The following is a 12,640-nucleotide window of genomic DNA, read 5'->3' as shown; positions in this document are numbered from 1 at the left end:
GGTCGGCCGAGGCGCGGCTGACCCGCACCGTCTCCAGTCGCGTCAGTCCTGACGCCGGCTCATAGCGCGGCACCCGCGACAGGCCTGAATCGATGACCACGCGCACACCGTCGATGGTGATCGAGGTCTCGGCGATCGAGGTCGCCAGCACGACTTTCCGCCGCCCGGCCGGGGCAGGTCTTATCGCTGCATCCTGGGTGCGGGCGTCGAGCTGGCCATAGAGCGGCACGACATCGACCGTTTCGGCAGTCCGCCCCTCCAGCCGCTCGGCGGTGCGAAGAATCTCGCGCTGGCCGGGCAGGAAGGCCAGCACGCTGCCGTCCTCCTTCGCCAGTACCTCTCGGATTGCGGCCGCCACGCTATCCTCGACCGGCGTGCCAGGCACCCGCTCGGAATATCGTACGTCAACCGGAAAGCTACGGCCGGCGCTTTCGATCACCGGGCCAGAATCGCCAAGCAGCCTCGCCACGCGCGCGCCGTCGACGGTGGCCGACATCACCAGCAGCCTGAGGTCTGGCCGCAGCGCGCCCTGCACGTCGAGCGCCAGCGCCAGTCCGAAATCGCCGTCCAGCGAGCGTTCGTGGAACTCGTCGAACAGGATCGCGGCGATGCCCGGAAGCTCCGGATCGTCGAGGATCATGCGCGCCAGAATGCCTTCGGTGACGACGAGGATGCGCGTCTTCGCCGACACCTTTCGCTCCATACGCATGGCGTAGCCGACCGTGCCGCCCGGCTCCTCGCCAAGCAGTTGCGCCATACGCCGCGCCGCCGCCCGCGCCGCCAGCCGGCGCGGTTCCAGGAGCAGGATCGTGCCGTCGCCCCGCCATTCTGCGTCGAGCAGCGCCAGCGGCACCAGCGTCGTCTTGCCGGCGCCGGGCGGCGCCACCAGCACCGCGTTGCCACCGGCCTCCAACGCCGCCAGCAGATTTGGCAGCGCCTCGGTGACGGGAAGGGTGGGCAGGGTGGGGCCGGTCATTCGGAAACCAGCTACACGATGTGCGGGCAGCGTCTACAGCAAAATCCGCAGCATGTGGTTGTCCCAGACATGCTCCCGGTCTTTGGCCGCTTCGCCATCGGGCGCAATAATCTCGCCCGTGCCGGTGCTCGCCAGGAACCCGTCGCTGTCCGGTGCAAGGCCGCAGACTTCGGTGAGGTCGAGCACCGAGACCACCCTGCCGTACTTCGCGTCCAGCACCACCAGCGCGTTGCCTTGCGGCGAGGAGACCGCGACGGTGCCGGCCGCCGGATTGGCCGCCACCGATCCCACATAGTTGCGCAGGCCGACCAGCGTCTTTTCCGGAATGTCGATCAGCTCGAACCGCTCGCCCATGCGGGCACGGCCGACCAGCGCCGGCCGCTCTGTCGCCGGCCCCTCGTGCTGGCAACCGAACCACAGCGTGCCGGTCCGGTCGAAATCCATATGGCGGATGGAGAGCTTGTGCAACGCCGGGGCGAGTTCGTGCTTTTCCAGGAGGTCGCCGCTGGTGCGGTCGGCGAACACCAGCGACGGTTTCATCGTCGGGATATTGAGTTTCGCCGCACCGAAATCCGGATGCGTCTCGATGCCGCCATTGGCGATGGCCAACGTCTTGCCGTCGGGACAGAGCAGCAACTCGTGCGGCCCGACGCCGTGGGTCAAAAATTCGCCGATGCGGCGGAAGGAGGCTGTGGCGTCATAGACGCCGACCATGCCGGCGGCATTGTCGAAATCGTTTTCGGTTGCGTAGAGCAGTTTTCCGTCAGGCGAGAACACGCCGTGGCCGAAAAAATGCCGGCCGGCCACGCTCGGAATGGTGACCGGCCCGCGCCCGCCGGCGTGGTCGAAGACCACGGCGAACGTGCCGGGCTGGCGGGCGAAGACGACGGACCTGCGCGACACAGGATCGAAGGAAATGTCGTGGCCGCGATCCGGCAGTGGGAGCGCATGCACCATTCGGCCCCGCTCGGTGAGAACCGCGACGCCGAAACCGCCGTCTCGTCTCTGATAGGCGGTGGCGTACAGCGCATCGGCTTCCGCTGCCCGCCCCAGCGCCGCCGGCGCCAGCACGGTAACGAACGACACGCCGGCGGCCTTCAGGAAATCGCGGCGGTCGAAAAGCGGTGTGCGCATCGCGACCCTCGCTTAATCCCCGTCCAGCGACGAGAAACCGGCGCTAAGCCCCAACGCGGCGGCAAGGTTGACGCCGAACAGCTCCGACAGGTGCGAGGTGATCAGCCGGAACGCCGGCAACCCGCCGCGCTGCTCGCCGGCCAGTACCTCGGCGATGGCCGTCGTGGCGTGGCCGATCATCCTGTCGGACGTGTTGAATTCGAAATTGATGGAATCGGCGACCCAGGCGGATTCGGACGGCAGCAGGCTGGCGAGCTCGGAGGCGTCGAACAGTTTTTTCATGCCGTCGAGGTTGCCGCCGAGCGAGATGACGGTTGCGCCCGAACGCCAGAAGATCGCCTGTTTCGGCTTGTCGTCGTCAGGTGTATTGCCGAGGAAACCGTTCAGCCGCACGTCGCGCAGCATTTCGAGCCCGTGCACGAAAACATCGAACAGTTCCGTCAGCGCTTCGTCGTCGGAGCGATAGAGCGGATTGTCCGGCCCCGGATTGGCCCAGATCTTGGCGATGCCGTCCGATGCCTGCCAACCATCGGCAATCGCTTTCGCCATGCCGTCGAGATTCCGGGCGATTGCCAGCCCGTAGGCGCAGCGGTAGGGGTCGCCCTCTTCGGCGAGCATCTCGTATCCGGTACCGAACAGCACAAACTCCAGCGCGCCAAGCCCCTGCATGGCGACGCTTTTTCCCGAAAGCAGCGCCGGGTCGCTGGCGGTGGCGTCCTTGCCGGCAAGTGCGGCCTGCACCTGCTTGAGCCCGATGCTCTTGCGGTCCGGCCAGAACAGGATGCGGTCCAGCCGGTTCTCCTCGGTGACAGGGCCGAAGCGGACGATCTCGACTTGCGACCAAGTAGAGACCAGTGCGACGAAGTTTTTCTGCGCCGCTGCCAATCTCTCCTGCGAAGGCTCGGCGCAAAGCGCCTGCACGTCGCCGGTCTCTTTTGCCGCCGCGGTGTGGAACGCGGCATAGGCGGGGCGGACAAAACCGTCGATGGCTTTTTGGACGGTTGCATTGGCGGCGAGGGCGGGCGAGATGCCAAAAGTCGCCACGGCAGCAACGGCAAGCAGCAAGGACCGCATCAAAGCGACTCCAGGAATTTTATCAGCGCTTCGCGGTCGGCGGCGTCGAGCGCGGCGAATTTGTCGCGCGCCTTCTGGCCTTCGCCGCCGTGCCAGAGGATCGCCTCGGTGAGATTGCGCGCCCGCCCGTCATGCAGGAAGAAAGTGTGGCCGCTTACCCGCTTGGTCAGGCCGATGCCCCACAGCGGCGGCGTTCGCCATTCATTGCCGGTGGCGTCGCCTACGGCTTGCCCGTCCGCCAGCCCGTCGCCAAGATCGTGCAGCAGGAAATCGGAATAGGGCCAGATCAGTTGGAACGAAAACGCCTTGTCCGGAGCATCGCGGCGCGTCACGAATTTCGGTGTGTGGCAGGAGGCGCAGCCGAGGTCGTAAAACACCTTCTTGCCAGCGAGTACCTGCGGCTTGCCGACATCGCGGCGGGCGGGAGCGGCCAGATTCTGCGAATAGAAGGTGACGAGATCCATCACCGGCGGCGGCGCTTCGACGTCGCCCAGCCGCTCCTGCACGCCGGTCGGCATTGCCCGGCAATTCGCCTGCGCCTCGGTGCAATCGCCGAAACTTTTCGGCACTTCCGGTGTCGAAATGCCGATGTCGCCGGCAAAGGCGTCGGCGGATTGCTGGCGGATCGACGGCGTCTGTGCCTTCCAGCCGAAGCGGCCGAGCGTCAGTTCATGGCTGAGTTCGTCGCGCACGATGTTCGGTTTTCCGGAAATGCCGTCGCTGTCGCGATCGTCTGGGTCGGCATTGGCGAGGATATCTGCCGGGTGGATCTGCTCGACCAGGCCAAGGCCGATCATCTGGGGGGTGACGCGCGGCGACAGCGTCGTGCCGGGATGCAGCGGGCCATCGGAAAGATCGGTTACCGAATAAGTGGGCTTGCGCAACGACGCGACCGTGCCGTCGCCCAAGGTCACCGGGATTTCCGTGTAGGAGATCGCCATCCTGCCCTCGCCGGCCAGCCCCGGCACCGCAAGGTCCTGCAACTGTCCGCCATAAACCGGGTCGGGCAGGTTGAGCACGGCGCGCTCGGCCACCGCCCGCTTCTCCTCCTCGGTCTCCGCCGCGCGCGCCAGGCGAAAGAACATCGAGGTGGCGTCGGCCACCCCCTCCGGCGGATGGCCCCGCCCGTCCTTCAAATGGCAGCTCTGGCAGGCGCGGGCGTTGAACAGCGGGCCCAGCCCGTCGGAAGCTTGCGTCGAGGACGGCGACGACACCCACAGTTTCCGGAACAGCCCGTTGCCGAGCTTGAACGTGCCTTCCTGCTCGAAGGTGATGTTGGCGGAGGATTGCGAGAAGGCGTCCTGGTTGGGGCGTTTTTTGGAAGTCGCCGCACCGCCAGGCAGGAGTTCGAAGGGTTCTGCCTTGGAAAAATCTTGTGTCGGCGCGGTGACGGATTTTACGCGCGCGACATCTTTGGCAGAGAGGTCTGCGCGGGTGGTGGCGAGCCCGGGAGGTGCGTCGCCACCTACAGCGGCGGAAGAGAAAAAGGGTGAGAGGAGAACGGCAGCAAGGAGAAGCGCCGGGGACAGTTTACTTTTTTCCGCCAGTGCCACCATTAAAGCGCTGCGGATTTTCCGCGGAAAGAAAGTAAACTGTCCCCTAGGCCCATCCTCCGATGCTCGCCCGCCAAGGACGCACCGGACCCACTCAAATGCGCTGCGGCGCGTAGAAAACCCTATGCGCCGCATAAAAACATCTCAGTGGGCTTCGTTCGCCGGTTCGGCGTTAAGCTGGCCGTACTTCTCCTCGCCGATCGAGGCGAGCAGGTCGAGCTGGGTTTCGAGGAAGTCGATATGGCCCTCCTCGTCCTTCAGAAGGTCCTCGAACAGCTCCATGGTCACGTAGTCGCCGAGTTCCTGGCAGACCTCGCGCGATTTCTTGTAGGAGGTGCGTGCGTCGTACTCGCCGGCGAGGTCGGATTCCAGCACTTCCTTGACGTTCTGTCCGATGCGCAGCGGCGCGAGCGACTGCAGGTTCGGGTGCCCTTCGAGGAAGACGATGCGGGCTATGATCTTGTCGGCGTGATGCATTTCCTCGATCGATTCCGCACGTTCCTTCTTGGCGAGCTTCTGGTATCCCCAGTCGTCGAGAAGGCGGTAGTGAAGCCAATACTGATTGACGGCGCCGAGCTCCAGAAACAGAGCCTCGTTAAGCCGCTCGATGACCTGCTTTTCGCCCTTCATGGGTCCTGCTCCCGTATTCGGCCCGCAGTCCTCTGACGCGGTCCAGGTGTGAAACGACATCCATCCCGCTCGCCTCCGAACGGAGATGGTAAGCTTCGGTTACCCGAATGATCGTTTCCACCACATTTGGGAAGCAGCCGCAACAACGCCCTCGCTTGCGGAGGCTATGATAGACCTTCGCAGGCACGATGAGCGACCAAGGGTCCTGCTCCAGCAGGTCAAGGATTGCTTCTTCGATCTCCCTTTCGGTTATCAGGTTGCAGTGACAGATCAGCATCTTTTACTCTTGCTGGCTGGCGGCGCGGCCGTTTTCCGCGCCGTCTGGCTAGGTGGGCCGCCGGTCGGCGCCTTACTCAAAAACCTTGTCGGGCGCATCCAGGCTGTCGGAGCCCTCGAAGGCGATGGCGTCGAGCTTCAGCACCGCGACCGCGCGCTCGATCGACTTGGTCTGGTCGACCAGCGCATCCACCGCCGCCTGCACGGTGGCGTTGCCTGCCGTGTTGCCTTCGCCGATCTGCTGGTCGTAGGCCTCGCCGCCCTCCGCCCGCTTCTTGATGGCTTCCATCTTTTCCACCGTGGCGTTCAGCTTGCCGACAAGTTCGGCGTCCACCGCCGGGTCGGCTTCCTTGACCAGCGCCGAGATCGACGGGCCTTCCACCTTGCTGCCGTCGACGCGGGTGTAGCTGCCCGTATAGACGTTGCGGATGCCGACCGCGTCGTAGAGATGCGAGATATAGGTATTGTCGGAGAAGCAGTCATGCTCCTCCTCGGGGTCGTGCAGCATGAGGCCGAGCTTCATACGCTCGCCGGCCAGTTCGCCGTAGGAGAGCGAGCCCATGCCGGTGAGGATCGTGGCGATGCCGGTCTTGGCGTCGCCGTCGGTCAAGGCCTTGCGCGCCGCGCCGTCGGCCTTCCAGTTGTCGACCATCTCAGCCAAGTCGCTGACCAGCAGATCGCTCGCCGCCGCCAGATACTGGGCGCGGCGGTCGCAATTGCCGCCGGTGCAGTTGGCGGTGTCGTAGTCGGTGAAGGGGCGGTTGCCCGCGCCCGGCCCGGTGCCGTTCAGGTCCTGCCCCCACAGCAGGAACTCGATCGCATGATAGCCGGTGGCGACATTGGCCTCGATGTCGCCGGCCTCCTGCAACGTCCCGGACAGGAACTCGGGCGTAAGGTTGGTAGCATCGACCTTCTGGCCGTTGATCTCGATTTCCTTGTTGGCGATGACGTTCGCCGTATAAAGCGTGTTCTCGTCGGATTCGGTGCCGTAGCTCTTGTCGACATAGTCGATCAGGCCCTCGTCCAGCGGCCAGGCGTTCACGCGGCCTTCCCAGTCGTCGACGATTGCGTTGCCGAAACGGTAGGCTTCCGTCTGCTGGTAGGGGATGCGCGCCGCCTTCCAGGCATCCTTGGCGGCGGCCAGTGTCTCCGCCGACGGTTTTGCGATCAGCGCGTCGACAGCCTTGTCGAGCGCCTGCGCCGTGGTCAGCGCGTCGCCGTAGTTGGCCAGTGCGATGTCGGCATAGGTGGCGATCACCGCCTTCGGGTCGGTCTCGGCTTTGGCCGGCAGCACGAAGACGGCGGCGGTCAGCGCCACGGTCGCTGCCAGCGCGGCGATACGCGCCGCATGCCGGGTCGGATGAAATGCATGCGTCATACCAGTCTCCTCACGTCGAAAATTGCTTGATGTGCGCCACGCCGCGGCAGGCGCATGCACCAGCCTTGCCTGCAATGGCGGCGCGCCGATGAGCCGTGAAAGCGGCGGATTTTGGTGCCTTGCCTGCGCGCAAGACATGGAAAGAATTCACGAAAACCTCCAATCGCGTGGGGTCAAGGCCCAGACATCAAAGGCGCGCGCCCATTGGCGCACGCTTGCCCTTTACGGCTGCGGGGCCTGAAAAGTCAATGCGAATATTGAAAAAGCGCCTTCAAATCAATATGTTAGAACTGTTCTAAACTAGTCACCTTTTTGCAGGTGGGCCAGTGGCTTGGCTGCCTGCATCGTCCGGAGACGAGGCCGCCGGCTTGACATCAGGCTGGCCGAAGTGCGACGCCCCGCCGCACGCGGGTGTCGGCGGGAGACAATCGGGGCAACCGGCTCGCGGGCAAGATCATGCCTCTTCGCCGAAAAGGCGTGCGGCTTGGGAAAGCTTATTGGGATTCTACGCTGCCGGCGCATTTCGCTACCGGTATGGCATGGATCCTAGGGTCTGCGCACTCGCTTCGTTCCTGCTCCGCCCTAGGATGACGAAGAGAAGGCCGTTTCCGCCGATCGCCAACATTGGTGACTAGCGGCAAAGACCATGCATTCGTCATCCTAGGGCGGAGCAGGAGCGAAGCGAGTGCGCAGACCCTAGGATCCATGCCGTATCGGCGGCCAAGCACTCCGGCGGTGCAGAACTTCGTAGAACTGACAGCAGGCGGAAGATATCATGACCAACGGCGTCGTTATCATAGGTGCGGGACACGCCGGCGTGCAGGCGGCGGCCAGCCTGCGGGAGGAAGGTTTTGCCGGCCCCGTCACGCTGGTCGGCGACGAAAACGAGCTGCCCTACCACAAGCCGCCGCTGTCGAAAGCCTTTCTCAAGGACGCGCAGACCAAGCCGCAGGTACTGCGCGCCGAAGCTTTCTACACCGGCGCCGACATCGGCCTGCGTTTTGGCGTGCGCGTCGCCGCCATCGACACAACCGCGCGGCAGCTCACCTTCGAGGGTGGCGCAAAACTCGGCTTCGACCGGCTGATCCTCGCTACCGGCTCGCATCCACGCAGGCTGCCGCTTGACGGCGCGAACCTGGCCGGCGTTTTTTCGCTGCGCACCGTCTCCGACGCGCGCGCCATTCGCGACCATGCCGCGCAGGCGGAAAACGTCGTGGTTCTCGGCGGCGGTTTCATTGGACTTGAGATCGCCGCGACGCTCGCCGCCGGCGGACGCAAGGTGACGGTCGTCGAGGCGCAGGACCGCCTGCTCGGCCGCGCCGTCGCGCCCGCCGTTTCCGCCCATGTCGCCGGGCGGCTTGCCGCCTCCGGCATCCGCCTGCTGATGCGCACCACCGTCGAGCGCCTCGACGGCGAAAACGGCCGTGTCGTCGCCGTCACCACTTCGGCGGGCGAGCACATCCCGGCCGACATGGTGCTGGTCGGCATCGGCGCGGTCGCCACCACCGAACTCGCCGAGGCTGCCGGCCTCGCGGTGACAAACGGCATCCGCGTCGATCCGCAGATGCGCACGTCGGTTCCCGAGATACTCGCCGTTGGCGACGCGGTGAATTATCGCCACTGGCATTCCGGCGCCGATGTCCGGCTGGAATCGGTGCAGAACGCCACCGACCAGGCGAAACTCGCCGCCCGCACCCTCACCGGCCACGACGACCCCTACACGGCGGTGCCGTGGTTCTGGTCCGACATCGGCGACATGAAGCTGCAGATGGTCGGGCTGCCCGGTGCTAGCGACCGTGCCATTCTTGCCGGCGATCCGGCTGAAAACCGTTTTTCCGCCTTCCACTATGCCGGCGACAGGCTGACAGCGATCGAGTCGGTCAACCGCCCGGCCGACCATATGATGGGGCGTAAAATGCTCGCCGCTGGCTTTTCGCCCGATCCGTCCGACGTCGTCGCCGGCGATCTGAAGGACGCCTTCGCGCGGTGGCAGCAGGGGGAGTAGCGCTGGGGGACAGTTTACTTTTCCGCCCGCGCCATTCTTCAAGCGCATCACCCTTTCCGCGGAAAAGTAAACTGTCCCCGGCATTTTTCCGTCGCGCTTCCGCCATCCCGCTGTCAGCAGCCTCCTCCTGGCCCAATGGCATTGACCATGGCCGCGGCCTATAAACCCGCTCCCGAAAATGCCGCGAGGCCGACATGAATCCGATCACCGGCAGCCGCCGCAAGGCCGCACTCGCCTTCATCTTCGTCACCGCGGTGCTCGACATCATCACCATGGGCATCATCATCCCGGTGCTGCCGCCGCTGATCGAGGAGTTCGCCGGCTCGAACGCGCAAGCCGGGTGGATCAATGGCGTGTTCGTGGCGCTGTGGGCCGGTGCACAGTTCGTCTGCTCGCCGGTCGTCGGCTCGCTCTCCGACCGCTACGGACGCCGCCCTGTCATCCTTTTGTCCTGCGCCGGGCTCGCCGCCGACTACGTGCTGATGGCGCTGGCGCCGAGCCTCTGGTGGCTGGCGCTCGGCCGCATCGTCGCCGGCGTCACTTCGTCGAGCTTCACCACCGTCTTCGCCTACATGGCCGACATCACCCCGCCCGAGGGCCGGGCTCGTGCCTACGGGCTGATCGGCGCGGCATTCTCCGGCGGCTTCGTGTTCGGCCCGGTGCTGGGTGGGTTTCTGGGCGAGATATCGCCGCGCGCCCCGTTCTGGTTCGCGGCGGGGCTTGCTGGCGTCGCCTTCCTTTATGGCCTGTTCGTACTGCCGGAATCGCTTGCGCCGGAAAAGCGGATGGCCTTCTCCTGGGCGCGCGCCAACCCGTTCGGCGCGCTGAAGCTGCTGCGCTCGCACACCGAACTGTTCGGGCTCGCCTCCGTCAATTTCCTGCTTTATTTCGCCCACCACGTCTTCTCCGCCGTCTTCGTGCTTTACGCCGGCGACCGCTATGGCTGGGGACCGTGGCAGGTCGGACTGGTGCTGGCGCTGGTCGGCGTGCTCGACATGAGCGTGCAGGGACTGCTCGTCGGTCCGGCGGTAAAGCGCTTCGGCGACCGCGCGGTGATGGTGTTCGGCCTGTTCGGTGGCGCGGTCGGCATCGCCTGCATGGGGCTGGCGCCTACCGGCTGGCTGTTTGCCGCCGCGATGATCCCCAATGCGCTGTGGGGCCTGTCCATGCCGACCTTGCAGTCGCTGATGACGCGGCTGGTCTCCGAATCCGAGCAGGGCCAGTTGCAAGGCGCCAATATGAGCGTCGCGTCGATCGCCGGCGTCGCCTCGCCGCTGTTCTTCGGTGCGGTCTATGCCGCCACCGTGCAGCCCGAAAATTTTGCACCGTTTCCGGGCCTGTCCTTCCTCATCGCAGCCGCGACCCTGCTTTTGGGCGGCCTGCTCGGCTGGGTGGTCGCCCGGCGTGCCGCTGAGGCAGAGGCGCGGGCGCCGGCCTGATGTTGCACTTTCGGGCAAGTTGGGCCGCAAAAGGTTCAAATACCCTGCGAAAGACGGTAAGGAACTTTGACCGCTGGAGACCCGCGATGGCATCGATCCCGCCCGTCTGCGATTTCGGCTGGCAGGCCGTCGACGCGGTGCTGCCGGGCACTGACGGCAAGCGCCATTCGGTGCTTGGGCAGGCCGGGCCGAACGGCCTCGTCGTTGCCTTCATCTGCAACCACTGCCCCTATGTGCGCGCCGTCATCGACCGCATCGTCCGCGACGCCGCTGACCTCAAGCCGCGGGGCATCGGCTTCGTCGCGGTAAACTCCAACGACGCATCGGCCTATCCCGCCGATTCCTTCGACAAGATGAAGCTTTTTGCAGCCGAGCGAGGCTTCGGCTTCGCCTATCTGCAGGACGAGGACCAAACCCTCGCCCGCGCCTATGGCGCCGCCTGCACTCCGGATTTTTTCGGGTTCAACCGCGACCTGAAACTGCAATACCGCGGCCGGCTCGACGCTTCGCGAAAGGAAGTCGGCCCAAGTGAGATGCGCCGCGACCTTTTCGAAGCGATGGCTGAAATCGCCCGCACCGGCCAGGGCCCGCGCGACCAGATCGCCTCGGTCGGCTGCTCGATCAAATGGAAGGACGCGGCGTGATGAGTACGCGATCGCAACGGGGTGGATACCTGCTCGCAACTTTCTTGATACGGCTTCAAAATTTTGCGCGTGCGAATGGAAACAGCGTTCTGATACGTTCTTGTCATCAAGGGAGATCAAGGCCAGCCGCCGGTGGCCGATGATGGAGGCCGGGGAGTTTGCGGCATTTCGCCGCCGCGCCGGAAGGTATAGTTGAAATAGGCGGGCAAGGGCGCGATACGGTTCTGCCCAAGGGTACCGAGGGAACGTTCCCCAGGGAGCTTTAAAGCTGATGGATTTCGAGACTTTCTTCGCCGAAAAGCTGGACGGCCTGCACAAGGAAGGCCGCTACCGGGTGTTCGCCGATCTGGAACGCCGCGCCGGCCTGTTTCCACGCGCCTTGCGCTATGCCGGCGAGGAGGCCCGCGAAGTCACCGTCTGGTGCTCCAACGACTATCTCGGCATGGGCCAGAATCCTGCCGTACTCGCCGCCATGCATGAAGCGCTGGAGAAATGCGGCGCCGGCGCCGGCGGCACGCGCAACATTTCCGGCACCAATCACTACCATGTCCTGCTCGAGCGCGAACTCGCCGACCTGCACGGCAAGGAAGGCGCGCTGCTGTTCACCTCCGGCTACGTCTCCAACTGGACGACGCTGTCGACGCTCGGCGCCAACATTCCCGGCTGCGTCATCTTCTCCGACGAAGGCAACCACGCCTCGATGATCGAGGGCATTCGCCATTCCAAGGCGCAAAAGCGCATCTGGAAGCACAATGACCCGGCCGATCTCGACCGCGTACTCTCCGAATATGGTGCCGACGTGCCGAAGATCGTCGCCTTCGAGAGCGTCTATTCGATGGACGGCGACATCGCGCCGATCGCCGAGATCGTCGCCATCGCCGAAAAGCACGGCGCCATGACCTATCTCGACGAGGTCCATGCGGTCGGCATGTATGGCGCGCGCGGCGGCGGCGTCGCCGAGCGCGACGGCCTGATGGACCGCATCACCATCATCGAGGGCACGCTGGGCAAGGCGTTCGGCGTGGTCGGCGGCTACATCACCGGTTCGGCAAAACTCATCGACTTCATCCGCTCTTTCGCCAGCGGCTTCATCTTCACCACGGCCCTGCCGCCGCATGTGGCGGCCGGCGCGCTGGCCTCGATCCGCCACCTGAAGGCCAGCCCGTTCGAGCGCGCCCGCCACCAGGATCGCGTGCGGAAAGTGCGCGCCGGCCTCGACCGTATCGGCATCCCCTACATGGCCAACACCAGCCACATCGTGCCGGTGATGGTCCGCGACGCCGCCAAGTGCAAGTGGATCAGCGATATCCTGCTCGACCGCTACAGCGTCTATGTGCAGCCGATCAACTATCCGACCGTGCCGCGCAAGACCGAGCGCCTGCGCATCACGCCGTCGCCGCTGCACACCGACGCCGACATCGACCATCTGATCCACTCGCTGTCGGATCTGTGGTCGCAATGCGCCCTGGCGCGGCAGGTTGCCTGACGAACGTAGGAAATCCGGGGACAGTTTACTTAATTCCGATCACCG

11 protein-coding genes are annotated in these 12,640 nt (G+C 65.0%); 4 read left to right on the top strand and 7 right to left on the bottom strand.

All coding sequences use genetic code 11. The annotated features are described in order from the left end of the window. The 7 genes from ACH196_RS26130 to ACH196_RS26100 form a co-directional block, all read right to left on the bottom strand. Positions 1-976 (bottom strand): DEAD/DEAH box helicase (locus ACH196_RS26130; protein WP_396649855.1); only part of this gene is annotated, 976 nt, incomplete at its 3' end. A gap of 33 nt (positions 977-1,009) precedes the next feature. After that, positions 1,010-2,110, bottom strand: coding sequence for a DUF1513 domain-containing protein (locus tag ACH196_RS26125; protein WP_396649854.1), 1,101 nt, complete (start codon positions 2,108-2,110; stop codon positions 1,010-1,012). Positions 2,111-2,122: 12 nt separating this feature from the next. Then, positions 2,123-3,184, bottom strand: a complete 1,062-nt coding sequence (locus ACH196_RS26120; protein WP_396649853.1) for an imelysin family protein — start codon at positions 3,182-3,184, stop codon at positions 2,123-2,125. Then, on the bottom strand, positions 3,184-4,740 hold the full coding sequence (locus ACH196_RS26115) for a di-heme oxidoredictase family protein (RefSeq protein ID WP_396649852.1): 1,557 nt from the start codon (positions 4,738-4,740) through the stop codon (positions 3,184-3,186). The genes ACH196_RS26120 and ACH196_RS26115 overlap by 1 nt, the downstream gene beginning before the upstream one ends. 141 nt (positions 4,741-4,881) lie before the next feature. After that, complete coding sequence (bfr, locus tag ACH196_RS26110) at positions 4,882-5,367, bottom strand: bacterioferritin (RefSeq protein WP_396649851.1); 486 nt, start codon at positions 5,365-5,367, stop codon at positions 4,882-4,884. Then, positions 5,333-5,644, bottom strand: a complete 312-nt coding sequence (locus ACH196_RS26105; protein WP_396649850.1) for a (2Fe-2S)-binding protein — start codon at positions 5,642-5,644, stop codon at positions 5,333-5,335. The genes bfr and ACH196_RS26105 overlap by 35 nt, the downstream gene beginning before the upstream one ends. Positions 5,645-5,716: 72 nt before the next feature. Further along, positions 5,717-7,021, bottom strand: coding sequence for an imelysin family protein (locus tag ACH196_RS26100; protein ID WP_396649849.1), 1,305 nt, complete (start codon positions 7,019-7,021; stop codon positions 5,717-5,719). Between the two features lie 775 nt (positions 7,022-7,796). On the opposite strand from ACH196_RS26100, the gene ACH196_RS26095 reads away from it, so the two are divergent. The 4 genes from ACH196_RS26095 (at position 7,797) to hemA (ending at position 12,595) form a co-directional block, all read left to right on the top strand. Beyond that, positions 7,797-9,026 (top strand): NAD(P)/FAD-dependent oxidoreductase, encoded by a 1,230-nt coding sequence (locus ACH196_RS26095; protein WP_396649848.1) that lies wholly within the window; start codon positions 7,797-7,799, stop codon positions 9,024-9,026. Positions 9,027-9,220: 194 nt separating this feature from the next. Beyond that, a complete protein-coding gene (locus tag ACH196_RS26090) occupies positions 9,221-10,465 on the top strand; it encodes a TCR/Tet family MFS transporter (protein WP_396649847.1) in 1,245 nt (414 codons plus the stop codon). An 86-nt stretch (positions 10,466-10,551) separates the two neighbouring features. Next, positions 10,552-11,109, top strand: coding sequence for a thioredoxin family protein (locus ACH196_RS26085; protein ID WP_396649846.1), 558 nt, complete (start codon positions 10,552-10,554; stop codon positions 11,107-11,109). 271 nt (positions 11,110-11,380) lie between these two features. Then, positions 11,381-12,595 carry a 5-aminolevulinate synthase gene (hemA, locus tag ACH196_RS26080; RefSeq protein ID WP_396649845.1) on the top strand — a complete coding sequence of 405 codons (1,215 nt, stop codon included), beginning with the start codon at positions 11,381-11,383 and terminating at the stop codon, positions 12,593-12,595. Positions 12,596-12,640 lie beyond the last annotated feature (45 nt).

The organism is Mesorhizobium sp. IMUNJ 23232, from assembly GCF_044326205.1.
Lineage (GTDB): Bacteria > Pseudomonadota > Alphaproteobacteria > Rhizobiales > Rhizobiaceae > Kumtagia.
The sequence above is the reverse complement of the archived record's forward strand: the minus strand, read 5'-3'. Positions and strand labels throughout refer to the sequence as shown.

What these genes read in the sequence shown, in the direction of transcription:
- ACH196_RS26125 (WP_396649854.1), bottom strand. Translation starts at nt 2,110, where the DNA reads ATGCGCACACCGCTTTTCGACCGCCGCGATTTCCTGAAGGCCGCCGGC.
- ACH196_RS26120 (WP_396649853.1), bottom strand. Translation starts at nt 3,184, where the DNA reads ATGCGGTCCTTGCTGCTTGCCGTTGCTGCCGTGGCGACTTTTGGCATC.
- ACH196_RS26115 (WP_396649852.1), bottom strand. Translation starts at nt 4,740, where the DNA reads ATGGTGGCACTGGCGGAAAAAAGTAAACTGTCCCCGGCGCTTCTCCTT.
- bfr (WP_396649851.1), bottom strand. Translation starts at nt 5,367, where the DNA reads ATGAAGGGCGAAAAGCAGGTCATCGAGCGGCTTAACGAGGCTCTGTTT.
- ACH196_RS26105 (WP_396649850.1), bottom strand. Translation starts at nt 5,644, where the DNA reads ATGCTGATCTGTCACTGCAACCTGATAACCGAAAGGGAGATCGAAGAA.
- ACH196_RS26100 (WP_396649849.1), bottom strand. Translation starts at nt 7,021, where the DNA reads ATGACGCATGCATTTCATCCGACCCGGCATGCGGCGCGTATCGCCGCG.
- ACH196_RS26095 (WP_396649848.1), top strand. Translation starts at nt 7,797, where the DNA reads ATGACCAACGGCGTCGTTATCATAGGTGCGGGACACGCCGGCGTGCAG.
- ACH196_RS26090 (WP_396649847.1), top strand. Translation starts at nt 9,221, where the DNA reads ATGAATCCGATCACCGGCAGCCGCCGCAAGGCCGCACTCGCCTTCATC.
- ACH196_RS26085 (WP_396649846.1), top strand. Translation starts at nt 10,552, where the DNA reads ATGGCATCGATCCCGCCCGTCTGCGATTTCGGCTGGCAGGCCGTCGAC.
- hemA (WP_396649845.1), top strand. Translation starts at nt 11,381, where the DNA reads ATGGATTTCGAGACTTTCTTCGCCGAAAAGCTGGACGGCCTGCACAAG.